The following is a 24,300-nucleotide window of genomic DNA, read 5'->3' as shown; positions in this document are numbered from 1 at the left end:
TTGTATTTAATGGTTGGTTTATGATTGGTAAAGACGTTTTTTCGCAGAAGGAAAGGAATATTATCATTTTAATAATTATCCTTGTCCTCGGGGCTGTTATTCTTTATGCCATGAAAGGTATTTTTGGTGCTATTTTAGGGACCATGGTAATGTACACCTTGTTTCGTAATCTGAATATCTTTTTGATTGAACGATTGAGGTGGCCAAAGTCCTTATCCTCTGTAGTCGTTATTATTCTTTCGATTTTCATTATAGTTTTACCATTTGTTGGGATTGGGACTATGCTGGTTAATAAGGCAATTGAGCTGCAGAAAAATCCTGCCTGGATTAACGATATCATCAATGCGATAAATAGCTTTGCGGGGGATAAGCTAGGGAAACCTGATTTTCTTAAAGAACAGATTGAAGCTAGTGCGGCCTATTTTGGAGGAATGCTAACCGCGGTTTTAGGGGGGGCTGCAAATGCTTTTCTTGAGATTTCGGTAATGTACTTCTTGCTTTACTTCCTGTTCGTGAATTATAAAGGGTTTGAAAGTAGTATTATACATTACTTGCCTTTTGATGATGCCAATGCGACAGTTTTTGGAGAAGAGTTGAAAAATATTACTTATTCTAACATCATCGGACAAACTTTTATTGCTATCGTTCAAGGGATTTGTTTGGCCATCGGTTTTTATATTTTTGGTGTTAAGGATGGTTTATTCTGGGGCGTTATCTGTGCCATTCTGTCTTTTATTCCTTTATTGGGGCCTCCTCTAATTTTTGTGCCGGCTGCAGTTATTCTATTTTCTCAAGGTGCTACTTGGCAAGGAGTGGGACTTTTAGTATGGGGATTTGGGCTCGTCATTAATATCGATAACGTCTTGCGTTTGATTATCGCCAAAAAGGTTGGCGATATACATCCTATTATTACTATCGTTGGTGTTATTATTGGTATTCCTCTTTTCGGAATTATGGGACTGGTATATGGGCCGTTACTGCTGGCGTATTTCTTAATCGCCGTGAAGATATACAAGGCGAATAAGCGACTCTCTCTTCAAAAGCAGATGTTGGAGGAAAGGTTAGAATAATCGTTAGCCCACGGCGTATCCTAACATATAATCTTGAAATTGCTCGTAGTAAACTTGATAAGAAGTCTCTTCTCCGTCTTTGGCCAGATCGAGCGTCATAACACCTTGTGCTTCGTAGTTAAAAGGCCGAATGGTCATGTCTTGTAAGAAAGATACTCCTTTGTTGCCTTGTAATTTATAAACAGCTTCTTTGGCGCACCAACAGGCATACAATTGTAGAATGTCGTTTTCGGATTGGATAAAAGATAACTCTTGTGGCTTTAGAAATTTCTCTTTGATACGTAATACCTTATCTTTTACAATTTCGAGATCCATGCCGCATTCGCCCTTTGTGCTTAACATTACGCCAGCGTAGTCAAAAGAATGCGTGAGCGAGATCTTATAAGGGTAGTGTGGTAGATACGGTTTGCCGTTTTTGTCGGAAGGACAATATATGAATTCATCGGTCTGCAGGAGGTAACGTAGCAAGACACGAGTGGCCAGCCAATGCAGGGTTCTTTTGCCCTTGCTTAGATTTTGTAAGCGATTTTGCTCTTCCTCATCCAATTGCAATTTGCTCAATAGCTCATCTGCAGATTCTTCAATCTTCCATATTGCGAATTTAGTGCTGCTGTCCAGCTCTCTGAGGTATACTAAAGCCATACTCCAAATGTAAAAAGTAAAAAGTAAAAAGTAAAAAGTTATTTTTAGTCCTGACCTCGAGTAACTTTTTAAAAAACTTGCTAGATGTCAGGCAATACCGTATTTTTGGTGTCCAGTTGGTAATCGCCAGCTGTTTGAAAATTCAATATGATATTATCAGATACACGAATATTAGAAGAGATCGAAAATGGAACCATCGTTATCGAGCCATTTGATCGTAAATGCCTAGGTACGAATTCGTACGATGTACATTTGGGAAAATACTTAGCAACTTATAAAGATGGCGTGTTGGATGCCAAAAAGCATAACGAGATTGTACATTTTGAAATTCCTGAAGAAGGTTATGTTTTAGAGCCGGGCACACTTTACTTGGGGGTTACGATGGAATACACGGAGACGCACGGACATGTGCCTTTCCTGGAAGGCAAATCAAGCACCGGCCGTCTTGGTATCGATATACATGCGACAGCTGGAAAGGGTGACGTGGGTTTTTGTAACACTTGGACCTTAGAGGTTTCTGTTGCTCAGCCTGTTCGTGTCTATGCAGGGATGCCTATCGGTCAGTTGATTTATTTTGTGGTAGAGGGGGATATTGAAACTTTCTACAACAGTAAAGGAAATGCCAAATATAACAACAAGACTATCCGTCCTGTTGAAAGTATGATGTGGAAGAATGCTTTTTAGCATTCTTCCCTATCCACCAAATTCCATTAAGTACGCTTTTAAGAAATCATCGAGATCGCCGTCTAAGACAGCTTGTGTATTGGATGTTTCTTTATTTGTGCGTAGATCCTTGATCAGCTTATAAGGATGTAATACGTAGTTTCGTATCTGTGACCCCCATTCTATTTTTTTCTTAGATCCCTCGATAGCGGCAGTTGCTTCTTGGCGCTTTCGCATTTCGATTTCATACAATTGAGATTTTAGTAATCGGAAAGCATTTTCCTTGTTCTGCAATTGTGATCTAGACTCTTGGTTTTTGATGATGATACCTGTCGGTTTGTGGTGTAGACGTACAGCCGTTTCTACTTTGTTCACATTCTGTCCACCAGCACCTCCAGCTCGAAATGTATCCCATTCTATTTCGGAGTCTTTAACGTCGATCTCGATATTATCGTCGACGAGTGGATATACATATACGGATGCAAAAGAGGTGTGACGTTTGGCATTTGAGTCAAAAGGTGAAATGCGGACGAGTCGGTGCACCCCATTTTCGCCCTTCAGGTAACCGTAGGCAAAATTTCCTGAAAATTGTAGTGTGACTGTTTTTATACCTGCCACTTCTCCTTCTTGGTAATCCTGCTCGGTCACTTTACAGCCGTGTTTTTCGCCCCACATAATATACATGCGCATGAGCATCGCTGCCCAATCACAAGATTCGGTACCCCCTGCTCCTGCGGTAATTTGTAGGATGGTGTCTAATTGATCTTCCTCGGCGCTGAGCATGTTTTTGAATTCCAATTCTTCGACATCACGTAATGCAACTTCGTATTGTTCCTGCGCTTCTTGTTCGCTAGCATCTCCGGATTGAAAAAAATCATACATGACGCCGACGTCTTCTACGGAAGCGGCTACTTGGTCAAAATGATCTGTCCATACTTTGAGATTCTTAATCCCATGAAGGATTTTCTCTGCTTCTTTTGGATGGTCCCAAAAAGTAGGTTGTAGGGTGATCTCGGTATCGTTTGCTATCTCTGCTTTCTTGGCATCGATGTCAAAGATGCCTCCTCAGGGAAGTTACTCTATCCCTCAAGTCCTGAATTTGTTCTCTGGTCATAGTTTCAAAGGTAAGAATTAATTGTTAATGGTTAAGGATTAATGGTTAGCGATTAAAAGATAAGTGACCTTGGTGAATTTACGTTGTTTAACGGTTTAGCTAAAAATAATATCTTCGTATTGGTGAATATCAAGCATTTTATCTAAGTTTGATCGTAGCAAAAAAATAGCAGACTTATGTTGCCAAAAATCGACTTTACCCAAACTCAAGCGTACAAATATCTCGCGGATCATTTTGTTTCTATTAATGAACATACGTTGAAAGATCTCTTTGTGTCCGATCCTGCTCGGTTTGAAAAATTCTCTCTTAGCTTAGAAGACATACTTTTAGATTATTCTAAAAATAGAATTGATGAACAGACTATGGCACTCTTGTCTCAGTTGGCGAGAGAGTGTAAGCTCGACGAGGCTATCAAGGCCATGTTTGCGGGTGAGAAGATTAATGTGACAGAGGGACGTGAGGTTTTGCATACTGCATTACGAAATCAGTCAGGTACTCCGGTTTTGGTGGATGGCGAGGATGTGATGCCTAAGGTAAAGGCGGTGTTAGCGCACATGAAAGACTTTACGAACCGCGTGTTGTCTGGTGAATGGCGTGGATATACTGGACTAGAAATTACGGATGTGGTTAATATCGGTATAGGAGGCTCAGACTTGGGGCCTGTTATGGTTACGGAATCGCTTAAGGCTTATAAGACGCGTCTTAATATGCACTTCGTCTCTAATGTAGACGGAACACATCTTGTAGAAACTTTAAAGAGCTTAAATCCAGAGACGACCTTATTCCTCATTGCTTCTAAGACATTTACGACTCAGGAAACTATGGCCAATGCGACATCTGCTAAGGACTGGTTTTTAAAATCCGGTGCGAAACAGGCCGATGTGGCGAAACACTTTGCGGCATTAAGTACAAATGAGGCGGGTGTTGCGGCATTTGGTGTCGATACGGCGAATATGTTTGAGTTTTGGGATTGGGTAGGTGGTCGTTACTCTCTGTGGTCTGCCATCGGTCTGTCTATTGCCTTAGGAATTGGTTTTGATAATTTTGAACAGCTTCTGGAAGGAGCTCATATTGCTGACGAACATTTTAAAACTACGGAATTCGAGCAGAATATCCCTGTTGTATTGGGATTGCTGGGAGTATGGTATAATAATTTCTTTGATGCCGAGAGCCATGCTATACTTCCGTATGATCAGTATCTACACCGTTTTGCTGCTTATTTCCAGCAGGGGGATATGGAAAGTAATGGTAAATATATCGATCGGAATGGTAATCGAGTCGAATATCAGACTGGGCCGATTATTTGGGGAGAACCGGGAACGAACGGTCAACATGCATTTTACCAACTGATCCATCAGGGGACGAAATTAATTCCTTGTGATTTTATCGCTCCTGCTATTTCGCACAATCCTATCGGTAATCACCATCAATTACTGTTGTCCAACTTTTTTGCGCAGACAGAGGCGCTGATGAATGGAAAATCGGAGACAGAAGTCGTTGGAGAGCTTAAATTAGCAGGGAAAACGGAAGTAGAGATAGCGGGGTTAAAGAACTATAAAGTTTTTGAAGGAAATCGGCCTACGAATTCCTTTTTGTTAAAAAAGATTACACCAAGGTCGCTAGGGAGTTTGATTGCGCTGTACGAGCACAAAATATTTGTACAAGGTATTATTTGGAATATCTATAGCTTTGATCAATGGGGAGTGGAGCTTGGAAAGCAGCTTGCCAGTAAAATTTTGCCAGAATTGATCAGTGACAATGACGTTGATAGTCACGATAGTTCCACTAATGGGTTGATCAATCAGTATAAAAACTGGAGAGATTAGTCTTTAATAAATGAATTTTGAAAGGCCTCGGTGAAAACTTCACCGAGGCCTTTTTTTGTATTCCTATAGATTCTATTTATTGATTTTTTTGCGCTTATTGTTGTTTTTGTAAGGGGTTGTTTTTCAGTTATTTGTGTCTGGCGTTAAATTGTTGGGCCTTGAATAATTATCGATTTTCAATATTTGATTGAAAAAATGCATGATATTTATCAATATATTGTATCTAGGTCTACCTTTGTTTCCTTTTAATCAATATATTTGTTTAGTCATTTAGTGACTTTTATATTATATCTTTTGATATAATAACTGTGAAAAACGTTTTTATTTGACTCATTTAATTACCAATAAGTGAGTGTATGCTATTGATCTATGGAAAAAACTCGTCTCCGCTGGTTATGGACGTTGGTATTGGTGCTGCTGTTCTGCGGAGCGGGGAGGGAAGTGTATGGGCAAAGGGTTTATGGATCTTATTTTAACTCTGGCGGAGTGAAGGGTAGCGGTGGTAATGCAGGTTTGGGGGGGAGCAGAGGAGCAGATGGCTCTTTTCAATTTCAAGATGTTGCAAATATTGGTGATAGCGACTATTCTAACTCTAGTAATATAGAAGCTATTAGTGGTCAACCGGGAACTGGAGCTCTTGGATTATTGGCTGGTGAGGGAGGAAGTACGAGCGCATGGATAGAATTATCGTTCAGTAAGTCCACGATTGCAAGTCAGTTAATATATATCAACGCAATTATTTATGACCAATTTAGGAGTAACAAAGTTTCAGTCCAGGCGTATAACTATTTTAATAGCACTTATACTAGTGTTGGAACGGCTCAACAATTTAACGATTTGCCCAAAACGTCTAATGGAGAAGTTATTTTCTCTGTAAATGGAAGTTTTAATAGGTTAAGGATAATAATTGAAACGGATAAAGGTAGTTCGCTTTTAGGATTATTGGGAGGCGCTTCTTACTTGCGGATGAGATTGTATTATGCTTACTTTTTAGATTCGGAGTGTCACGCTGCAATTAATACATCTTTCGGTGCCAGTGGGCTTACAATAGATTTAATTGGAGAGGGGGCAAAGGTGGTAAATCCTTATAATGCTATTGATGATGATTTAAATACCCATTCTAAACTTTTATTGGGATCTGGTGTTACTATTGGCTTAGGTAGCTTTGTCTATCAGGACGTGCTTTTTAAGCCGTCTAGTCTCCAAGGTAATGGAGTTCGTCTTTATCTAAGAAGTCCCCAATCCGTCGTTAATCTAAATTTATTTTCAGGGGTTAAGATAACAGTTTATAACGGCGCGAGCATGGTCTTTGAAAAGACCTTAGATCAGATTCTAGGTTTAGACCTTTTAGGTTTGTTAGGCGGACAGCAATTGGTGCCTGTAGATATATATGGAGTTAATTCATCTTTTGACAAAGTAAGAATTTCATTGGGAAATTTCTTAAATATAGGCGTATTAAGTGGGGGGATGGAGTTTAACATGATACAGATGCTTCCCCCTCTTCCCGAGGTCAACTCTTCTACGGCGAATGCTTGCAAAGGTGATTTGCTTGCCCTTGAAGTGAAAAATCCCAATTCATCATTAGTGTATAAATGGTATCTAAATGGAAATAATATTGGAACAGGCAATCAATTGCAATATTCTACTAATTCGTTGATTACTAATGGATCACCTTATGAGTTTGTCGTTCGGTCCATAGCACCTAATTGTATTTCACAAGAATCTGGGGGTTCAATAATCAGGGTAATGGTCTATGATAAGCCAGGTAAAGCGCAACTCACCATATCAGATGTTATCAATTAGAGTTAAAAAATAAAAACAATTAAAAATTAATCGATATGAAAAACAAACTAAAATTATTGAAAACAGGGCTACTAGCACTGCTTTTATGTACTTTAATTAATTCCTCGTTGGCGCAGTTGGCAGCACCAGTTCCAACTATTCCTATTGATAGTAAGTCAAAATTAGGCTTGGGGACTTTAGATGATGGTGTGGGAACAGTAACGGATCAAGCTAATACCATCTTGTTTTATAAGGAAACTGGAGGCGTTTCAGTAACGGGACTAACTTTACGAGCTAGTTTGACAGATGATAATAGCACTGATCCCTTAGAATTTACGAGTTATAGGTGGTATAAAATGGGGTATGACGGCACTACCGAGACGCCTGCAGAAATTTCTGGTCAGACTACTCGTGATTTGGCTTTGACAGCGCTTCAGCCAGGATATTACAAATACAGGGTGTACGGTTTAGTTGAGGATGGGACAGTATTATGTCAGTCTGAAGAATTTCAAGACATTATTTTCTTCGTTCTTCGTCCACTGGATCCGACTGCTAGCGCGGCGGCGAATAGCCTTGCCGGCTTCTGTATTGGAGAAGAAGCGTCCGCTGCAGACCTTGTCTTGAATTCAACAGTAGAATTCTCTGCTATTGACTATCAGGGTGGGAGTTATCCTAATCCAGCAGTAGGAAACTTTGATTTAGCATATAGATGGTATGCTGTAAAAAAAGGAGATGTCAGTAATACTAAAATATATTTGCAAACTACACCTGTTAATAGTACAGGAGCTGCTAATACTTTTACGCTGTCTGATTACACGGCGTTGGCGGATGCTGCCACGTATCAATTCTTTGTTGAAGTACAATACAGTGAAGCAATTAAGCAACGTGATAATAGAGAACATGCTTTATGGACAGCTCGGGTTGGTGGTGATACGCCATACGAGTTAATAGTTTCTCCGAAACCAGGACGTCCTACAATCACCATCGAAACTGTTAACGATTAATACAGAATGGTAATACTTTCGCAATGCGTAGCCTGCTCTTGTTTTTAGGATTTTTCCTAACTGTGCTGTTGTTCCTTTCAAAAGGAGCAATGGCGCAGCAGGGACAGACTTTGCATATTGTTCAGGGTAAAAAGGTAACATTGCGTGCCGATTCTAAACATGCCTTGTCTTACATCTGGTTTAAGAATGATGAACCGCTCAATGGTCTGCATGATCAACGGATCGTTGTTGTCGAACCAGGGATTTACACAGTTATTGCATTGGGCGATGGTTGTAATTCAGATATGTCAGATCCTGTAGAAATTATTCTAGATCCAGGTGGAGGTGAGGTTACCGTTGATTTGGAAATTCGGAATCTGCCCGAGAAGGGTGTTGTTGCGCTTGGGGAACCGTTCAACTATCAACTGATGGTTTTAAACAACGGTCTGGTAGATGCAACCGATTTGCGAGTTACATTTGACCTTCCAGCGAGTCTGGAGTATCTAAAACCTGTCGGTAGCTATGGTGGCGAGATTGATTTCATACAGAGCTCTAGACAGCTATTGTGGAAGCTGCCTGAATTGAAAGCTAAGGAGTTTTTGTCGCTTTGGGTTTCTGTCAAAGGTATCGCTGACGGGGATGTGATTACTATGGCTAAAGTGACGGCAAAGGAGAAAGATGGGAGTGCTTTGAATAATGAATCGGACGCTAAAGTGCGTATTGTCTTCTTTCAAATTCCTAACGTCTTTACGCCTAACGGCGACGGTAAGAATGATACTTTTGTTATTCAAGGTTTAGAGCTTTTTGATAAGAAGAGACTTCGTGTATTTAATCGTTCGGGGTTTGAGGTCTACCAAAGTGAGAATTATGGTAACGACTGGAATGGACAAGGTCTAGGATTGGGGACCTATTTTTATATCTTAGAATTTGAAGGGGATAATCAGAAGTCCCGTGTCATCAAAGGTTATGTAACCATATTGAGATAGAAGTTGGTTCAAATAAAAAAGCAACGTTTTTAAACGTTGCTTTTTTATTTAATAGTATTGTTAGCCGATTACTTTTTTACAAGTTTCACATAATCCTTCATCACATTCATACTTTCATCTAGTATAAAGTCAAACTCTACTTTTGGTTGTGGTTGACCTTCTTTCCAAAGTGGCATATTATGTAGCTCCAAAAGCTTGTTAATCCGAGCTCTGTTTTTAGCTTTGTTAACATCACGTTCCTTCTTTAGTTTTTCTTGATTCAAGCTAATTTGGGCTATAGAATCAGATTTGTTAAACTCATCGATATCTTCCAGCAAGAATTTGTATTCTGGAGATTTTTCCATGCGCTTCATGTGGGCGTCCTGAAGTTGCTGTGTTGTTGTTTTAAGATCAGCAAGACGGCCAAAAGTCGTGCCCTTGATCTGATCCCAAGGTAAAGCAGCAGGCTCAGAGCTTTCACCGAATTTTTCTGCAACGTATTGTGTTGGGAATGTGACATCAGCATCAACACCCTTGTGCTGGGTACTGCTTCCGGTCACACGGTAAAATTTGCCTATTGTCACGTTGATCTGTCCAAATTCAGGAGCTCCAGCAGGTGTATCTGCATCTTTGTCGGCTCCGGCTGCTTTCATTAACAATTTGTTTGTAGGGCTAATGAATCTAGACATTTGTACCGCAGATTGAACGGTACCTTTACCATAGGTAGTCGATCCTAAGATAATACCTCGGCCATAATCTTGGATAGCTCCTGCAAAGATTTCAGAGGCAGATGCCGAGAAGCGGTTAATGATTACACCAAAGGGACCTGTCCATATTGCTCCTGCATCTTTGTCTTGCTCAACATCAACCCGGTTGTTTGTACTGCGTACCTGAACAACAGGACCCTTGTCTATAAATAGTCCTGTCAGTTCGATCGCTTCTTGTAAAGAACCTCCGCCGTTGTTGCGTAAATCCAAGACGACAGCATCTACATTTTCTTTGCGTAATGAATCTAAGATTAACCTTACATCACGTGTTGTGCTTTTATAGTTAGGATCCCCTTTGCGGTAGCCTTCAAAGTCAATATAGAATTTAGGTAGATTGATCACACCAATGCGGTAGTTTTTGCCATCTTCACCTTTGACAGTTTTAACTATTTTCTTAGCAGATTCTTCTTCCATAATAATCTTTTCGCGGGTCAACTTTACGATGACGGGTTGCGCGGATATATCTTGTCCTGCTGGAAGGATCTTTAAGCGTACTATTGTTCCTTTTGATCCTTTAATCTTTGCTACAGCAGCATCTAGACGCCAACCTACGATGTCCTCAAATTCACCGTTGTTACCTTGCGCCACCGCTATGATGCGGTCATCCATTTTTAAGGTTTTCTCTTTAAAAGCAGGGCCACCGGCAATGATTTCTTTAATAGTGACCATCTCGTTTTCCATTTGGAGACGTGCACCAATACCTTCTAGTGTGTTGGACATCCCTTCGTTGAATGCTTGTGCAAAAGATGGGTTGTAGTAAGTGGTGTGTGGATCGATGGCGTCAGTAAATGATGTCATAATCAATTGAAAAGCATCATTGGCATTTGTTTTCTTCGCTTGAGAAATCAAATTGTTATACCTTTTACGAAGAGTTTCTTTGTGTTTCTCATCTTCATTCTTGCCGTCTGCCGTTGCCATTTTGAGATTTAAAAGGTCAAGCTTGACGCGTTTACGCCATTGGTCTTTTAATTCATTATCAGACTTAAACCAGTTTAGTTTTTCCCGGTTGTTCGTATAGTTTTCGTTTGCGTCAAAGTTGTGCTTGGCGTCGACCTGTGTTAAAGCATATTCCATAGCTTCTAGGTAGCGCTGGGAATAGATGTTAAAGATATAAAATGGAGCAGAAAGGTCTCCTTTTTTCATATCTTGACTGATATTGCTTTTATATTTATTAATGTCATCGATGTCCGACTGGAGTAAGTAATTTTTACCTTGGTCGATCATCTTTACCAGATTGTTAAAAACGATGTTCGATAGTGAGTCACTTGGGCTTACCTTTTTATAACTGTAGTTCTCTAATATCCCCACGACTTCTTTTGCAATCACCTCATGCTGTAAGGTCGGCTTTATATTAATCCCCCCTTCTTCCAGTTGGACGCGCGGCTTTGAGCCACAGGCTACAACGGAAATCAATGCTAATCCAAATACTAAATTTCTAAACATATAGATTGTTTTGTTAAGATTCATTGTTTAAAATATAACGCAAAAATTGTGACACGTTTTGCGAAGGCTAAAAATAGTTAAAAAATAGACATGCTAATATCTGTTGGACGTAATTAATTCACAAACAGGCAAAAAAACGTGTAACTTTTCTAAAACAACTCATTTCTAATCTTCCAATAGTCTTCCAGCAGCTTTTCTGCCTCATCAATTTTGTTTTGTTGTAGATTTATCCGACCCAATTTCTCCGCAATGGCGAGTTGTAGGTATTTGTTGTCTTCTTTTGTCGCCAGATCAAAAGCCAAGTTTAGCTCTTTCTTGGAAATAACGAGATTTTTCTGGATATATTTTGAAGAAGCCAACATGTATTCTATTTCAGCGAGGTCGTTTGTAAAATTCTTCGCTAAAGCAAGGTCCCTTGCCTGAATCAGAAACCACTGGGCCTCGGTGTGTTTGTTTTGCATCTGATATATTTCAGCAAGAACGAGCCATGCTATAGTCTTTCCTTCATATGCTTTGGCTTTGTTGAAAAGGGGGACAGCTTTACGGATAATATTATTTTCTGCCGAATTGTAATCTTTGTCATATGCTTGTATCAAAGCAATTTTGACTAAGGAACTGGCTTGATCAATGATGCTTTTGTTTTCTAAGGCCTGTTTGTAATAGGCTTCTTCATATCGTCCTGCATCTATGTAGTTTTTGTTGTATACCAGTAGCGAAGATAGGTTTGACTGTATAACACCGATGTCTTGAATGTTTTGCTGTGCTAATGCTTCTTGCAGGGCTGATTCAAGTATCCCTGTCGCTTGACTGGTCTCTTTTTGAAGAATTCGGATTTTCGCATATTCATTGAGGAGGCCTGTCGCGATAGCAGGATTCTTTTGGTCGGTATCTGTGTAGATGGCTATCAGTGCATTCCAGTCTGCCGTGTTTTTGGGAGCAGGTGTGATGAGTTGTAAGATAGTAGCATTGTTGCTTGTCGTTTTCCAGGACTCAAGAAGCCGTAGGTATTGTAGCGACCTGTTTATAGAGTCTTGGAAACTTGCTATTTCCATGTAGTTGTCCCTTACTTGTTCTTCTTTTGTTCGTGGAGCGGGGAGTATATATACCCTTGGGCCTATACCATCAAATTCACTATCATACTTCTGTATATAACCAGAAGGATCGGGTGTTTTCTGTTGTGCTGATACCGGAGTTACCATCCATATGCCTATTCCTAATAGAGCGACAGATCGCATAGCCAATTTTATAATGCTGTATGTTTGTATCATATAATCAAACTTAGATAAAAAGCTTTGTATTCACGAATGCCAAATCGAAAAACAAAAGCTACTACTTATGTCTCGTCCGATCACTTAAGGTATTTACTCCTGTAGTCGGGCTAACTCCTTTCTGCAAATTCCGTACCTTTGTAAGGTAAAGAAATCAATCATGGCGACACGAGTACCTTTAGCGGAAAGGCTTAGGCCAAAAACATTACAGGATTATGTAGGGCAACAGCATATTATTGGTGAAGATGCCGTGTTGCATCATGCTTTGCTGCGAAAGAATATTCCGTCGATGATTCTTTGGGGGCCTCCTGGAGTAGGAAAGACGAGTTTAGCATATTTAATAGCTAAAGAACTGGGACGCCCTTTTTTTAGTCTGAGCGCGATCAAATCTGGTGTTAAGGAGGTCCGGGAAGTGATCGATAAAGCAGAACAATTGATGAATTTCAATCAAGAACAACCTGTTTTATTTATTGATGAGATTCATCGATTTTCAAAGAGCCAACAGGACTCGCTCTTGGGGGCTGTCGAGCGTGGTTTGGTGACATTGATCGGCGCCACAACGGAAAACCCTTCGTTCGAAGTTATTTCAGCGCTTTTAAGTCGATGCCAGGTGTATGTGTTAGAAAATTTGGAAGCAGCGGATCTTATCGGTCTCCTTCAAAAGGCGATGGTTGAGGACGAATTTCTGAAAAATGACCGCATAGTGGTTAAGGAGTATGATGCATTGCTGCGTCTTTCGGGAGGGGATGCACGGAAGCTATTGAATGTATTTGAACTTGTTGTGGATGCTGCGGTACCCTATAATACGGCTATAACCAATGATTTTGTCCTGAGGCAGGTTCAGCAGAATATGGCACGATACGATAAGACCGGAGAGCAGCATTATGATATTATATCGGCTTTTATAAAGTCAATCCGGGGGTCAGATCCCAATGCAGCGGTATATTGGCTAGCTCGTATGATTGAAGGGGGGGAGGATCCCTCATTTATTGCTCGCCGATTGTTGATCTTAGCTTCAGAGGATATTGGAAATGCCAATCCCAATGCGCTTTTATTGGCCAATAACTGTTTTCAGGCGGTTAACGTAATTGGCTGGCCCGAGTCTAGGATCATATTATCACAGGCAGTGACTTATTTGGCTTCTTCGGCCAAAAGCAATGCCTCATATGAAGCGATTAATAAAGCACAAGCACTGGTGCGACAGACTGGAGATCTTTCTGTTCCGCTACACTTGCGTAATGCGCCGACCAAATTGATGAAAGAGCTGGATTATGGCGCGGAATACAAGTATTCGCATGCTTATCCCGGAAATTTTGTTGTGCAGGAGTTTATGCCCGACCAGATTCGCGGTAATAAACTTTATGAACCAGGAGGTAATGCTTCCGAAGAAAAACTGCGGCTCTCCTTACGGGAAAAATGGAAAGATAAGTACGGCTATTAGTTGCATGGATATTTCATATATAGGTTGTTTGTTTTTAAAGGCTATATGGAATATCCAACGTATTTTTAGTTGTGTTTGTACAGCTATTGCCACATGGATATTTCATATTAACAGATTACTTTATACTTTTGTCATAGATGGATACATTTACAGCGATAGATTTTGAGTTGGCGACGTCGGACTATACGAGTGTGTGTGCTGTAGGTATTGTCAATGTCATTGCCGGACAGATTAGCAACGAATTTTACAGCCTTGTGCGGCCCCCACAGAATAAGTATATGTGGCAAACGACCCGTGTACATGGTATTAAGCCAAAGGACACCATAGGGGCGCCTTCTTTTGAAGAGTTATATCCCGTTTTGGCTCCTTTATTGTCAGGACAATATATGGTTGCACATAATGAATCATTTGACCGCGCTGTTCTTCAGCGTACGATGAAACTTTATGGTCTGGATTACAAGAACCTTCATTTGCCAGAAGTGTGGGCGTGTACCAGCAATATATACAGGCAAAAGGGATTTGTTAAAACCAAGTTGAGTATCTGTTGTGAATTAATGGGGATTCCGTTAGAACATCATGATGCGCTTTCTGATGCACGTGCATCAGCTTTACTATTTTTAAAACAAGATCATATTCCTGCTACACTGCTACCGTAGTTTAGTGGATTAGAATAAATAAATATGTCAAGTATTGTTAATGTTGTATTATCCGGAGGTGTCGGATCTAGGTTGTGGCCGCTCTCACGTAAGTCGCGACCTAAACAGTATATTCCATTATTTGAGGGACAGTCTCTATTTGAGTTGACCGTGTCTCGCAATCAAGGGATTGTGGATCGTACGCTTATGGTCGGGAGTATACAGAATGTTGATTTGGCCAAATCTTACCTGTCGGAAGATACCAGTCAGACTATTGTTGAGGCCACTCCTCGTAATACCGCTGCAGCGATTGCTTTTGCTGCTTTCGCTTGTAATCCAGATGATATTCTTGTTGTAACTCCATCGGATCATCTGATCGAGAATCAACCTCAATATGAGGCTGTGCTGAGGCAAGGTATTGAAATGGCCAAGCAAGACTATCTCGTCACATTTGGTATACAGCCCAATCGACCTGAGACAGGATATGGCTATATCGAATATGAAGACAATTATGTGCTTTCTTTCCGAGAAAAGCCCAATTTGGATACGGCAAAGGAATTTTTGAAGAAGGGTAATTTTTTATGGAATTCAGGAATATTCTGTTTCAAAGCCTCGATTTATCTTGAAGAATTGCTTCGGTTTGAACCTAAGGTGTTTAGGACTTCCAAGGAAGCTTTTGAAGCGTCGCATGATGGTATCTTGTCAGCCGAATTATCTATCAAAATTCCATCAAAGAGTATTGACTATGCTGTTATGGAACGTAGTGAGCGGATTAAAGTGATTCCTTCCAATTTTGTTTGGTCTGATATGGGGTCGTACGATTCCTTGTACGATTACCTTAAAAATAAAGGACATGCAGTTGACTCTGCCGGTAATATGGTGATCGGTACTGACAAGTACGTTTCTTTTTTAGGTGTTCAGGATACGATTTTGGTTCATACTGAGGATGCTATTTTAGTGGTTCAGAAGCAGGCTTCTCAAGATGTAAAACATCTGTATGAAGAGTTGGAGCACGGAGCTTCTCCTTTATTATAGTTTTACTCGTGACGGAGAAAGGTACCATAGCGGTTATAGGACAAGGGTATGTGGGGCTTCCATTGGCTCTAGCTTTTGCTGCACATTATTCTGTGTTGGGATACGATACTTCACTTAGTCGGGTTGTTGAATTGAATCGTGGGGAGGATCGTACGTTAGAGGCGGATGCATCGTTGCTGAAAGAAATGTTAGCATTAGATCTTCAGTCGTCCCAAGAGCTAGGGTATCGAGCTACATCCGACCTTTCTGATATCGCTCGAGCCCAGATTTACATCGTCACAGTACCCACTCCTATTGATGAGTTCAATGCCCCTGATCTTCGTTTTCTTCAACAGGCTTCTCGAGAGATAGGAAAGGTTTTAGAAGTTGGCGATATCGTTATCTACGAATCTACGGTATATCCGGGTTGTACAGAAGAAGAATGTGTGCCTATTTTGGAAGAGGTTTCCAAATTAAAATTTAATACAGATTTTTTTGTTGGTTATTCTCCAGAGCGAATCAACCCGGGAGACAAGGTCAATACCTTAGAACAGATTGTTAAAGTTACCTCGGGATCGACGGCAGAGACTGCGGAGACTGTCGACGCGTTGTATCGGACCATAATCAAAGCCGGTACATATATGGCTCCTTCGATCAAGGTCGCGGAGGCAGCAAAGGCAATAGAGAATGCCCAGAGAGATGTTAATATTTCTTTTGTGAATGAGTTGGCTTTGATTTTTGACCGGGTTGGGATAGATACCCACGATGTCTTGGATGCAGCGGCAACGAAGTTCAATTTTCTAAAATATAAGCCAGGCTTGGTGGGAGGACATTGTATTTCTGTGGATCCCTATTATTTAGCGCACAAGTCATCTCAACTGGGTTATCATCCCGAAGTTATTCTGTCGGGCCGACGTGTCAATAATCGTATGGCCGAATTTATTGCTTCAAAAGTTGTTAAATTGATGTCGCAAAAACATATAGCAGTCAAAGATGCTAAGGTTTTGATTTTAGGATTGACATTTAAAGAGAATTGTCCTGATATTCGTAACACGAAGGTATTGGATATCTATGAGGAGCTCCAAGAATACGGAGCCGCTCCAGTGTTATACGATCCGTGGGCAGATCCTGGAGAAGTAAGGAAGGAATATAAAGTCGAGTTAATACCTGCTCCTCAGGGGCCTTATGATGCTGTGATTCTCGCTGTTGCACATGCAGATTTTTTAAAACTGGATATTAAAAATATTTTGGCAGGCAAGTCCGTTGTTTTTGATTGTAAATCTGTTTTGGATAGATCTATCGTGGATGCTCGCCTCTAGTTCGATTGTTGACCTTTGTATATCGACTTTTGTGGCCTCAGCCTTTAATTTCTGTCATTTTACATTGATTTTTCTTTACAATTAAGATTCTTTTTCTATTTTTATTCTATTAATTGCTTTAATCGCATTACTCTACCTATTAAAAGCATTTTTGAATGGAATACGGCATAAAATATGTTGTCGGAGAAGACTTGAGGGCTGTAACAAATGATCTTGCATTAAAGAAAGACCATTACACACTATTGTTTATTAAGGAGCATGGATGCAGTCTGTTCCTTAATCAAAATTTAATTGATTTTCCTCCTAACAGTTTAATATTTGTACCGTTTGGTACGCAGCTTAAGAGCAATCCCGATGAAAATCGAGAGTTTGTCTTAATTTATTTTACGGAAGCTTTTTTTTCGCGCAGCGAATGGGATGGGACGTTTCTGCAAAATTTCTTTCGCGTATTACAAGACAGTTCGACTTACCGGATGCTTAGTGTTCCAGATGATTATTTGTTTTATTATCAGTTCGTCCGCGCACATTTGGAGATGGCTCGAAAGCAACCACCTGAATCTATCCAGCATGTGCTGGCGTTTAATATTATTAAGCAGATTTTGCTGCTAGGTGCTGTTTATATAGGGGATCGTGATAGCGCTCAGCTAATGGACGAAAGCGAGGCTGTACAGGTTGTAAATCGTTTTCAACAACTGATTGCTGAAAATGTGAATCATGAAAAACATGTAGGTTATTATGCTGATCATCTACGGATTAGCCCTCGAAAACTTTCGTTGTACACCAAAGATGTGATGAACAAAACGCCGAAAGAACTAATTACGGATGGTTTGATTCGTGTTTCAAAGCGTTTATTGGCGAATTCAAAATTAAGTATTAAGCAGATTGCGTGGCAACTGGGCTATGTGGACGAAAATAATTTTAGTACACTTTTCTCAAAAGAAGCAGGTATTAGTCCTAAAAAATACCGAAGTGACTGGAAAAAGTAACAAGGCAGGTCTAATTTTATGATATACGTCACGGTAGGTAAAATAATGGATTAAAAATTCTTTTTGCTCTAATTTTAGCTTTATTTTTACGAAAAGGGACTACGCTATGAAAACTTTATCAATCCTATTATTGCTCGTGGTAGTAGCTTTAAGCGGGGCATATGGACAAGCTAATGTAAGGCTTAATATTGTGCTTAACCATGTGCAAAATTTGACCATTCATCCAGATCAAAATGAAGTGACCTTGACATACAATGATCTCCAAGATTATAAAAGAGGGGTCGAGGTTGTTAAGAATTCTCATCTTACCGTGTTTAGCACTGGCGCTTATGAGGTTAAAGTAAAGTTGGCTAATGAAGAGTTTGTTAAACTGGGTGGGCAACCGACAGATCGACTACAGATGCCAAATATAAAAGTAAAAGCAAGTCCTGTTGGGGACCAGCAGGTCAGTTTGGCGACTGGAGAACTCTCTGTTGGGGGAAGCAAGATTATTTCTTCTGATAGACCAGCATTTGATGCTATATATAATGTTACTTATCAAGGTCCGGGTGGAGAAGAGCTCATCCGATACGCCGAAAAAAATAAAACGGTTATTTTTACTAACGATATTTTGTATAGTATAGAGACTCGATAGGTTCATATCAGGCTTTTTCTGTAGCGCCTCAGCTACATCTTGTAGAGCAAAAACTACAAATAAAAACTACTGCATTTTTTCATATTTTTTGCGCCTAAAATCATACTTTATGGCCTTTTTCGGTGATTACCTTTGTCCTGTTCTCAATGAGATAAAACAAAAAAATAACACAAAGTTTATCTATAAAAAATATGAAAAAAGTAGTTTTAGCATTAGCAGTAGTTTTCGCAGCAGTAGTAGGAACACAGGCACAAACAGCATCTTCTAGTTCTGTAAAAGTAAAAGTAAATGTCGAATTGAACCCTTTTCAATCGATCGAAATAGGTACAGGTTCCAATTCAGGTGACGAAGTGAACTTAGTGTATAATACGGCTAGTGATTATAAGACTGGTGTATCTAAGCTTGTTGAAAAACAATTAAAAGTATCTTCTGTAGGATCGGGCTATAAGGTAAAAGCGACACTAGGATTTAATAGTGGCAACTCAGGCAAGTTTAATAAAGTGCAAGGTGGTGGTGTAGGGAATATTGATGCTGCTCAATTATTGGAAATTGCGATTGGTAAAGGAGGAACCGTTAGCGGTCTTACTGCCGGAACTACAGCAGCAGCAAATATGGAATTTGGACCTTTCGGTGCAACTAGTACTGGTGAGTCATCCGTATTAGATCAAGAATTAGATGTTAAGTACTTTGGTAAAAAGCTAGATGAAGGTATGTTGAACACCCTTTTTGGAAATCAAAAAAGCCAAGCAAAATATACGATTGACGTCGTTTACACGATCACAACAAATTAATTTGCGATCTGTTATAAGGTCATATCAAAGGCAAGTGCGTTAACACTTGCCTTTTTTTCTGAAAACCTCTGTTTCCAAAGGCCATCAAGAACTTTCATGATTCCATGGAATCATGAAAGTTTTTATAGAGCTGTCAGAAATTTTTCTTAATTTTCCGTTCAAAACCCACTTCCTATGCGATACTACCTATCTGTTCTCTTAATTAACATTTTAACGTTTATGATGGGGTATGCCCAGACAGGACTTACTGTTGGTCCTCCGCGTGTCTACTTTGTTGCAGACGGAGGCCAAACGCAGACGCAGTATGTAGATGTAACCAATCCCAGTAAAGATTATGCATTGGATCTCGCGATCTCCTTTGAGGATTGGGCTTACTCTCCTACGGGTGATAATATTCTTAGTCCAAAAGGCAGCTTGATAACCAGTTGTGCAAATTGGCTCTCCGTTTCTGAACCATTTTTTGCATTAAAGCCAGGAGAGACAAAGCGGTTACAACTACAGATGCAGGTTCCTCAAGATAAACGGAATAGTAGCGCTGTACCTGTACACACGACGATGTTATTCGTTACGCAGCTGAATCCTAGAGTGAGCGAGGAGCGTGAAGGGGCTAATATTCGATTGGCAGTACGCTCGGGCATTAAAATTTACCAGCGCTTTAATGGAAGAGCCGAGACCGACGTCGAGATTACTGACCTTACCTATCATTCGGTAGATAGCATTGGACAATATCTTGCGCTTAATTTTGATACCAAAGGAAATACATGGACAGAAGGTCAGTTACGTGTTGAGTTTTTGAATCAGGATACGGGCGAACGTTTTAAGGTTGACGATATTCATCTTTATAGCTTGCCTGGAGATCAGCGAAAGCAGTATGTGTTACTCCCTCCTGAATTGAAATCTGGAAGTTATTTGGCGACGGCGATGTTGTTTTACGGTGAGGATAACGATGTGAAAGTTGCAGAGCTTGAGTTTGATTATGTTTCAAAGCAATAGATTATATATTGTTATTTTTCTTAGTCTTATTTCCATCTCGTGGGGTAGGGCTCAAGTAAAATTCACGGTCTGGTCCGACAGGTATGTAGAGGTTTCTTCCTATTTAGGTAAGAGCACGGCGCCTCGGTTCAATACCTTTCAGTTTGAAATAGGTAGTCAGGATGGTAATATAAATATTCCCAACTGGTCACTTTCAGTACGCTTATTGGCTCCGATACAACCTGTATCAGGAGGTCCGAATCGTAGCGGAAAGCCCTTTCCTGCGGATAAGATTGGACTTCGATGGACAGAAGATGATAACCAATCGTTCTTAAATCTTAGTGGTATAGGAGCTAGTCGAAATGATATATTTTTGGCGAATAGTGGGGAGGTTTTTTTGATCGAAAAGTCTGGTCAGCCATTGCGTGGACGTAATAATCAGCACACTTTAGCTAGATTGTTCGGGATGTTAACTGTTGTACAAGGGAAATATCTGGACGATTTTATAAGTAGTGTTAATGAATGGACACATATTGAATATGATATTCCATTGCAATTTACCTTGTACGAAGTGAATGGTAGGGTTATAGGCTATCAATATGTTAATTATAAGCTTCATATTAAGCCTCGTCTTACAGACGGAAATGCTGTCGATGTAGAACCAGATTATAGTCTGCAGATAGATGCAGCTGCCATGGATGCTTCATTGCAGTTTTTTACGCGTCAGCATTATGCTGAGGGGGTGCAGTTTCAGGTAGATAATGCTATCCGTATTAATTCCAGTACAGATTATGAACTACGTGTTAAGTCCTTAGAACCAGAGATTAATAGGGCTTTAGGGGGCTCTCTTCCTTTGTCTGTTCTTTCCTTGCAGGTCGTCCCGACCTCAGGTTCAGGAAATACAATTTCCAATCCTAAAATACAGTTGTCTACAACAGAGCAGGTCGCCTATTCAGGACGCTCCACAGACAAAAAGGTGGTTCGTTATTTTAATATTCAATACGGTGCCTATTTGACCCGCTCACAACTGCTTACAGCTCGTTCTGGGAGTTATACAGTTTCACTTCTTTATCTGTTAATGCCAAAATAGTGAAGATGTTTTCTTGTCGAAAGTCGATTTTTCTGAACTGGCAACTGTCTTTTTTTTTATTGTTGCTTTCGTGTTTTTCCGCGCTAAAAGGTTATGCACAGGAAAAAGCAAGTGTAAATTGGACTATTGTATCAAGTTTGATTTTACAACCAGGAATTAATAGTTTGGATATTGAGTTTGAGAATACAGGAAGTACTGTTTTTACGGGCTATGTCTCTTTAGAATTACCCTCAGATTTGACTAGCCTTAGTTCATCACGAATAGCTGTTCAGATCGATGCTGGAAAGAAGCGGTTTATGTCGCTTAAATTACGTTCAGAAACATTGAGCTTGCTTAAAGGGAAGAGATTTCGTGTGTTTCTTTCTGATAATGACAAGCAGGAAGTTTTAAGTAAGTCTATTTCGCTAGAGGTCCCTGATAGGCGCTCCGTACAGCTTCAAGATAATTCAAGTATTCAATATCTTCGCAATATTGGTGACTCGATACAAATGCAGTTGCGTGTCGTCAATACTGGGACTACAGATGAACAAGTAAAAATTCTCTTCTCCTCTTCGGACCGCATAGGTCAAACTATCTTTCAGGAAATAAATCTACAGCTTGCTTCGGGAAAAGATACGTTAATAAGAAGAAGTTTTGTGATCGAGCGTTATATGATGAATCTCGCTCAATATACCGTACGAATTGCGGGGATATATGATAATAATGATGTGTTTGGTAATGTTAATTTACAGTACTCCAATATTGTCTCTGAACGAAACTATCAACAAATGTTTGCCTCTGATCAACGATTTGTAGGCTATAATCCTAATTATGTAGAGTTTCGGGTTTCAAATATTTTAGATCAACAGCCATCGTATAATATCCTTTCCGAAGGATCTTATCGGCTTGCTGGTGGAAGGGCTCGTTATGGAGTATCGGCCAATCATTGGGGAGGAGATAAGTATTGGAATGTCAATAATACTTTTTTGACCTATGAAAAAGGACGCCACGGTGTGACAGTCGGAAATATACAAGAGGGTCTTGAAGCTCCTTTTTATGGAAGAGGAGCTACATATGTGTACCAAGATACGGCCGCTGATCAGCGGTTTTCGGGAGGTTTCATTCAACGGACTCACGATTTGTTGGGATATTATGGGCCGGATGATCCTGGGTTTACGGCATTTGCCCGTGTACAGTTGGCAGATCAAGAATCTCTACAAAAGCGTTATGATGGACAGGTCTTATATGATCAAAATCGTCAGGATAGTGTGATCTCTATCCTATGGACTAATCGTTTCGATATTGCTAAGCCGAAACATGCCGAAGGGATGAGGATAGAAGGTTTTTTTGGAGCGGGGGTACAACAATATACTGGTTTTTATCGAAAAGATGAAACATCCATGCCATCTATCGCTATGGGGCTTAAAGTGGATCAGCAATTGCGAAAGTGGAACTTCAGTAGTGACAATTATTACAGTTCTGGGTATTTTCCAGGCAATAGACGTGGTGCTTTGCAGTTAAGCCAGCGGGTCAATCGTCGTCTTCGGCATTTCGGTCTGGGGTTGGGGTATTCTTATACAGATTATAGACCTGAGTATCTAAATCCTTATTATAAGAGTTTTAACAGTGGCTTATCCCGATGGGATGCGCAGTTTTCCTTCTCTTTATCTTCCTTTGGACAGTTTAGTGTCGTCCCTAGTTATAATCAGGAGCACGCAGATTATATGGTATATGACGATATGGTCAAACTTTCTTCCCATTCGGCACTTTTGTTAACGAGTGCCAGTCTTCGTTCTAAAAACTTAAAACACAGTTTGTTTTTTACAGTGGAGGGAGGGAGTATGTCTTTGGAGAATATTTCTTCACGTAGATTTGTTCTTCGTACCGATGTATCCTATAACTATGAGCGATTGGGTGTTTTTGGCAACTATCAAAATGGACCTTTTGAGGTTTATGATATGATGAGTGCTTTGATTTTAGACAGAGAGTTTGGTGCTCGCTATCTTTTAGGCATACGTTACCAAGGCGATTTAATGCAACGTAAACTGAGATGGAATACAAGTGTTAGTGGACAGGTGAACGAAGGATGGGGAAAATCACTCAGTGGTAATGTATTGGCCGAATATCGTGTAGCAAAGCAAACTCATTTGCATACTACATTTCAATATATGTACAATGTCGGTGTAACTAACTATCGATACGATTATGCAAATCTGCAGGTGGGGGTTCGTCAGCAGTTTAAAGGACAGGATTTAGAACGTGCAGCGACGAAATCAGGAAATTTGAAAATGTTTTGTTATTACGACAATAATGGGAATGATATTTTCGATGAAGGTGACGAAACGGCATCTGATTACGGTTTTATGGTGCGTAATATCCTGTTTGTAACAGATAAAAGAGGAGAGGCCTCCTTCAAGAAAATGCCGTATGGAAGCTATATGTTGTTTTTCCCATTGAAGAATCAATACCAAGGAGGTTCGCGATCTGTTGATATAGACGCAAAGAGCATGCGGATAGAAGTTGCTTTGCAAAAAGTAGGAAGCGCGCACGGTCGCTTACTGTTGGATTATGATCCTGCACTGCAGCTTCCGATCGACCCTCGCCTGGGTATCTATACGATAAGTGCACGTAATGAACAAGGACGGGTTTTTACCGTGAATACGGATGCAAGAGGTTTCTTCGAATTCCATCTGCCAAAAGGAACTTATACCATATATCCGGATGTCTCCAAATTTCAACAGCACATATACCTCGAGGATCCTGCTTACACTATCCAAATTAATCCTGGAAGCAGGGTGGATCTTGGATCTTTTAGTTTGAAGGTAAAAGCTAAGAAAATAGATGTAAAGCGGTTTGGCGTTAAAAACTAGTTTTTTTCTAAGGATTAAATTCCCGTAAATATTTGCAGCACGTATA

The 24,300-nt window shown here is 40.2% G+C and carries 20 protein-coding genes; 16 read left to right on the top strand and 4 right to left on the bottom strand.

Annotated elements, in window-relative coordinates; all coding sequences use genetic code 11:
* Positions 1-20: 20 nt before the first annotated feature.
* The gene (locus tag B5X76_RS18535) at positions 21-1,070 is read left to right on the top strand and encodes an AI-2E family transporter (RefSeq protein ID WP_079645419.1); all 1,050 of its coding nucleotides are present in this window, start codon (positions 21-23) and stop codon (positions 1,068-1,070) included.
* Positions 1,071-1,073: 3 nt separating this feature from the next.
* On the opposite strand, the gene B5X76_RS18530 is transcribed toward B5X76_RS18535, so the two are convergent.
* Positions 1,074-1,712: a 4'-phosphopantetheinyl transferase family protein gene (locus B5X76_RS18530; RefSeq protein ID WP_079645418.1), complete on the bottom strand. Its 639-nt coding sequence runs from the start codon at positions 1,710-1,712 to the stop codon at positions 1,074-1,076.
* 147 nt (positions 1,713-1,859) lie between these two features.
* Here B5X76_RS18530 and dcd point away from each other — a divergent pair, with 147 nt between their 5' ends.
* On the top strand, positions 1,860-2,396 hold the full coding sequence (gene dcd / locus B5X76_RS18525) for a dCTP deaminase (protein WP_079645417.1): 537 nt from the start codon (positions 1,860-1,862) through the stop codon (positions 2,394-2,396).
* Between the two features lie 9 nt (positions 2,397-2,405).
* On the opposite strand, the gene prfB is transcribed toward dcd, so the two are convergent.
* Positions 2,406-3,489 (bottom strand): peptide chain release factor 2 gene (prfB, locus tag B5X76_RS18520; protein ID WP_139375392.1). Its coding sequence is split into 2 segments (ribosomal slippage): positions 2,406-3,428 and positions 3,430-3,489, totalling 1,083 coding nucleotides; the frame shifts between segments, so codons are not numbered across the junction.
* Between the two features lie 176 nt (positions 3,490-3,665).
* Here prfB and pgi point away from each other — a divergent pair.
* From pgi to B5X76_RS18500, 4 genes are all read left to right on the top strand, one after another.
* Positions 3,666-5,315, top strand: coding sequence for a glucose-6-phosphate isomerase (gene pgi / locus B5X76_RS18515; protein ID WP_079645416.1), 1,650 nt, complete (start codon positions 3,666-3,668; stop codon positions 5,313-5,315).
* Between the two features lie 369 nt (positions 5,316-5,684).
* Positions 5,685-7,118 carry a hypothetical protein gene (locus tag B5X76_RS18510; protein WP_079645415.1) on the top strand — a complete coding sequence of 478 codons (1,434 nt, stop codon included), beginning with the start codon at positions 5,685-5,687 and terminating at the stop codon, positions 7,116-7,118.
* A gap of 35 nt (positions 7,119-7,153) precedes the next feature.
* Positions 7,154-8,101 carry a hypothetical protein gene (locus B5X76_RS18505; protein WP_079645414.1) on the top strand — a complete coding sequence of 316 codons (948 nt, stop codon included), beginning with the start codon at positions 7,154-7,156 and terminating at the stop codon, positions 8,099-8,101.
* A gap of 23 nt (positions 8,102-8,124) precedes the next feature.
* Entirely contained in the window at positions 8,125-9,066 is a 942-nt protein-coding gene (locus tag B5X76_RS18500; RefSeq protein ID WP_079645413.1) for a T9SS type B sorting domain-containing protein, read from the top strand.
* 68 nt (positions 9,067-9,134) lie between these two features.
* Here the strand turns inward: B5X76_RS18500 and B5X76_RS18495 are convergent, their stop codons facing one another.
* Positions 9,135-11,255, bottom strand: coding sequence for a carboxy terminal-processing peptidase (locus B5X76_RS18495; RefSeq protein ID WP_139375391.1), 2,121 nt, complete (start codon positions 11,253-11,255; stop codon positions 9,135-9,137).
* 149 nt (positions 11,256-11,404) lie between these two features.
* On the bottom strand, positions 11,405-12,523 hold the full coding sequence (locus B5X76_RS18490) for a tetratricopeptide repeat protein (protein ID WP_079645411.1): 1,119 nt from the start codon (positions 12,521-12,523) through the stop codon (positions 11,405-11,407).
* A 160-nt stretch (positions 12,524-12,683) separates the two neighbouring features.
* Here B5X76_RS18490 and B5X76_RS18485 point away from each other — a divergent pair, with 160 nt between their 5' ends.
* From B5X76_RS18485 to B5X76_RS18440, 10 genes are all read left to right on the top strand, one after another.
* Complete coding sequence (locus B5X76_RS18485; RefSeq protein WP_079645410.1) at positions 12,684-13,964, top strand: replication-associated recombination protein A; 1,281 nt, start codon at positions 12,684-12,686, stop codon at positions 13,962-13,964.
* Positions 13,965-14,101: 137 nt separating this feature from the next.
* The gene (locus B5X76_RS18480) at positions 14,102-14,620 is read left to right on the top strand and encodes a 3'-5' exonuclease (RefSeq protein WP_079645409.1); all 519 of its coding nucleotides are present in this window, start codon (positions 14,102-14,104) and stop codon (positions 14,618-14,620) included.
* A gap of 24 nt (positions 14,621-14,644) precedes the next feature.
* A complete protein-coding gene (locus tag B5X76_RS18475) occupies positions 14,645-15,634 on the top strand; it encodes a mannose-1-phosphate guanylyltransferase (RefSeq protein ID WP_079645408.1) in 990 nt (329 codons plus the stop codon).
* 8 nt (positions 15,635-15,642) lie between these two features.
* Positions 15,643-16,932, top strand: coding sequence for a nucleotide sugar dehydrogenase (locus B5X76_RS18470; RefSeq protein ID WP_079645407.1), 1,290 nt, complete (start codon positions 15,643-15,645; stop codon positions 16,930-16,932).
* 155 nt (positions 16,933-17,087) lie between these two features.
* Positions 17,088-17,918: a helix-turn-helix transcriptional regulator gene (locus tag B5X76_RS18465; protein WP_079645406.1), complete on the top strand. Its 831-nt coding sequence runs from the start codon at positions 17,088-17,090 to the stop codon at positions 17,916-17,918.
* 106 nt (positions 17,919-18,024) lie between these two features.
* Positions 18,025-18,552 carry a hypothetical protein gene (locus tag B5X76_RS18460; protein WP_079645405.1) on the top strand — a complete coding sequence of 176 codons (528 nt, stop codon included), beginning with the start codon at positions 18,025-18,027 and terminating at the stop codon, positions 18,550-18,552.
* 191 nt (positions 18,553-18,743) lie between these two features.
* Positions 18,744-19,343 (top strand): hypothetical protein, encoded by a 600-nt coding sequence (locus B5X76_RS18455; protein ID WP_079645404.1) that lies wholly within the window; start codon positions 18,744-18,746, stop codon positions 19,341-19,343.
* A gap of 174 nt (positions 19,344-19,517) precedes the next feature.
* Entirely contained in the window at positions 19,518-20,336 is an 819-nt protein-coding gene (locus B5X76_RS18450) for a fimbrial biogenesis chaperone (protein WP_079645403.1), read from the top strand.
* Complete coding sequence (locus tag B5X76_RS18445; protein WP_079645402.1) at positions 20,320-21,405, top strand: hypothetical protein; 1,086 nt, start codon at positions 20,320-20,322, stop codon at positions 21,403-21,405. The genes B5X76_RS18450 and B5X76_RS18445 overlap by 17 nt, the downstream gene beginning before the upstream one ends.
* A 137-nt stretch (positions 21,406-21,542) precedes the next feature.
* Entirely contained in the window at positions 21,543-24,254 is a 2,712-nt protein-coding gene (locus tag B5X76_RS18440; protein WP_139375390.1) for a COG1470 family protein, read from the top strand.
* Positions 24,255-24,300: the final 46 nt, after the last annotated feature.

Origin of the sequence: Sphingobacterium nematocida (assembly GCF_900168125.1) — a bacterium.
GTDB classification, from domain to species: domain Bacteria; phylum Bacteroidota; class Bacteroidia; order Sphingobacteriales; family Sphingobacteriaceae; genus Sphingobacterium; species Sphingobacterium nematocida.
This window is presented reverse-complemented; position numbering and strand designations above follow the sequence as displayed.

Bases quoted from the DNA above. Each gene is read 5' to 3' on its own strand.
- B5X76_RS18455 (WP_079645404.1), top strand. From the start codon at position 18,744: ATGAAAAAAGTAGTTTTAGCATTAGCAGTAGTTTTCGCAGCAGTAGTA.
- pgi (WP_079645416.1), top strand. From the start codon at position 3,666: ATGTTGCCAAAAATCGACTTTACCCAAACTCAAGCGTACAAATATCTC.
- B5X76_RS18500 (WP_079645413.1), top strand. From the start codon at position 8,125: ATGCGTAGCCTGCTCTTGTTTTTAGGATTTTTCCTAACTGTGCTGTTG.
- dcd (WP_079645417.1), top strand. From the start codon at position 1,860: ATGATATTATCAGATACACGAATATTAGAAGAGATCGAAAATGGAACC.
- B5X76_RS18510 (WP_079645415.1), top strand. From the start codon at position 5,685: ATGGAAAAAACTCGTCTCCGCTGGTTATGGACGTTGGTATTGGTGCTG.
- B5X76_RS18485 (WP_079645410.1), top strand. From the start codon at position 12,684: ATGGCGACACGAGTACCTTTAGCGGAAAGGCTTAGGCCAAAAACATTA.
- B5X76_RS18490 (WP_079645411.1), bottom strand. From the start codon at position 12,523: ATGATACAAACATACAGCATTATAAAATTGGCTATGCGATCTGTCGCT.
- B5X76_RS18445 (WP_079645402.1), top strand. From the start codon at position 20,320: ATGTTTCAAAGCAATAGATTATATATTGTTATTTTTCTTAGTCTTATT.
- B5X76_RS18450 (WP_079645403.1), top strand. From the start codon at position 19,518: ATGCGATACTACCTATCTGTTCTCTTAATTAACATTTTAACGTTTATG.
- B5X76_RS18505 (WP_079645414.1), top strand. From the start codon at position 7,154: ATGAAAAACAAACTAAAATTATTGAAAACAGGGCTACTAGCACTGCTT.
- B5X76_RS18530 (WP_079645418.1), bottom strand. From the start codon at position 1,712: ATGGCTTTAGTATACCTCAGAGAGCTGGACAGCAGCACTAAATTCGCA.
- B5X76_RS18535 (WP_079645419.1), top strand. From the start codon at position 21: ATGATTGGTAAAGACGTTTTTTCGCAGAAGGAAAGGAATATTATCATT.
- B5X76_RS18480 (WP_079645409.1), top strand. From the start codon at position 14,102: ATGGATACATTTACAGCGATAGATTTTGAGTTGGCGACGTCGGACTAT.
- B5X76_RS18475 (WP_079645408.1), top strand. From the start codon at position 14,645: ATGTCAAGTATTGTTAATGTTGTATTATCCGGAGGTGTCGGATCTAGG.
- B5X76_RS18465 (WP_079645406.1), top strand. From the start codon at position 17,088: ATGGAATACGGCATAAAATATGTTGTCGGAGAAGACTTGAGGGCTGTA.
- B5X76_RS18460 (WP_079645405.1), top strand. From the start codon at position 18,025: ATGAAAACTTTATCAATCCTATTATTGCTCGTGGTAGTAGCTTTAAGC.
- B5X76_RS18495 (WP_139375391.1), bottom strand. From the start codon at position 11,255: ATGTTTAGAAATTTAGTATTTGGATTAGCATTGATTTCCGTTGTAGCC.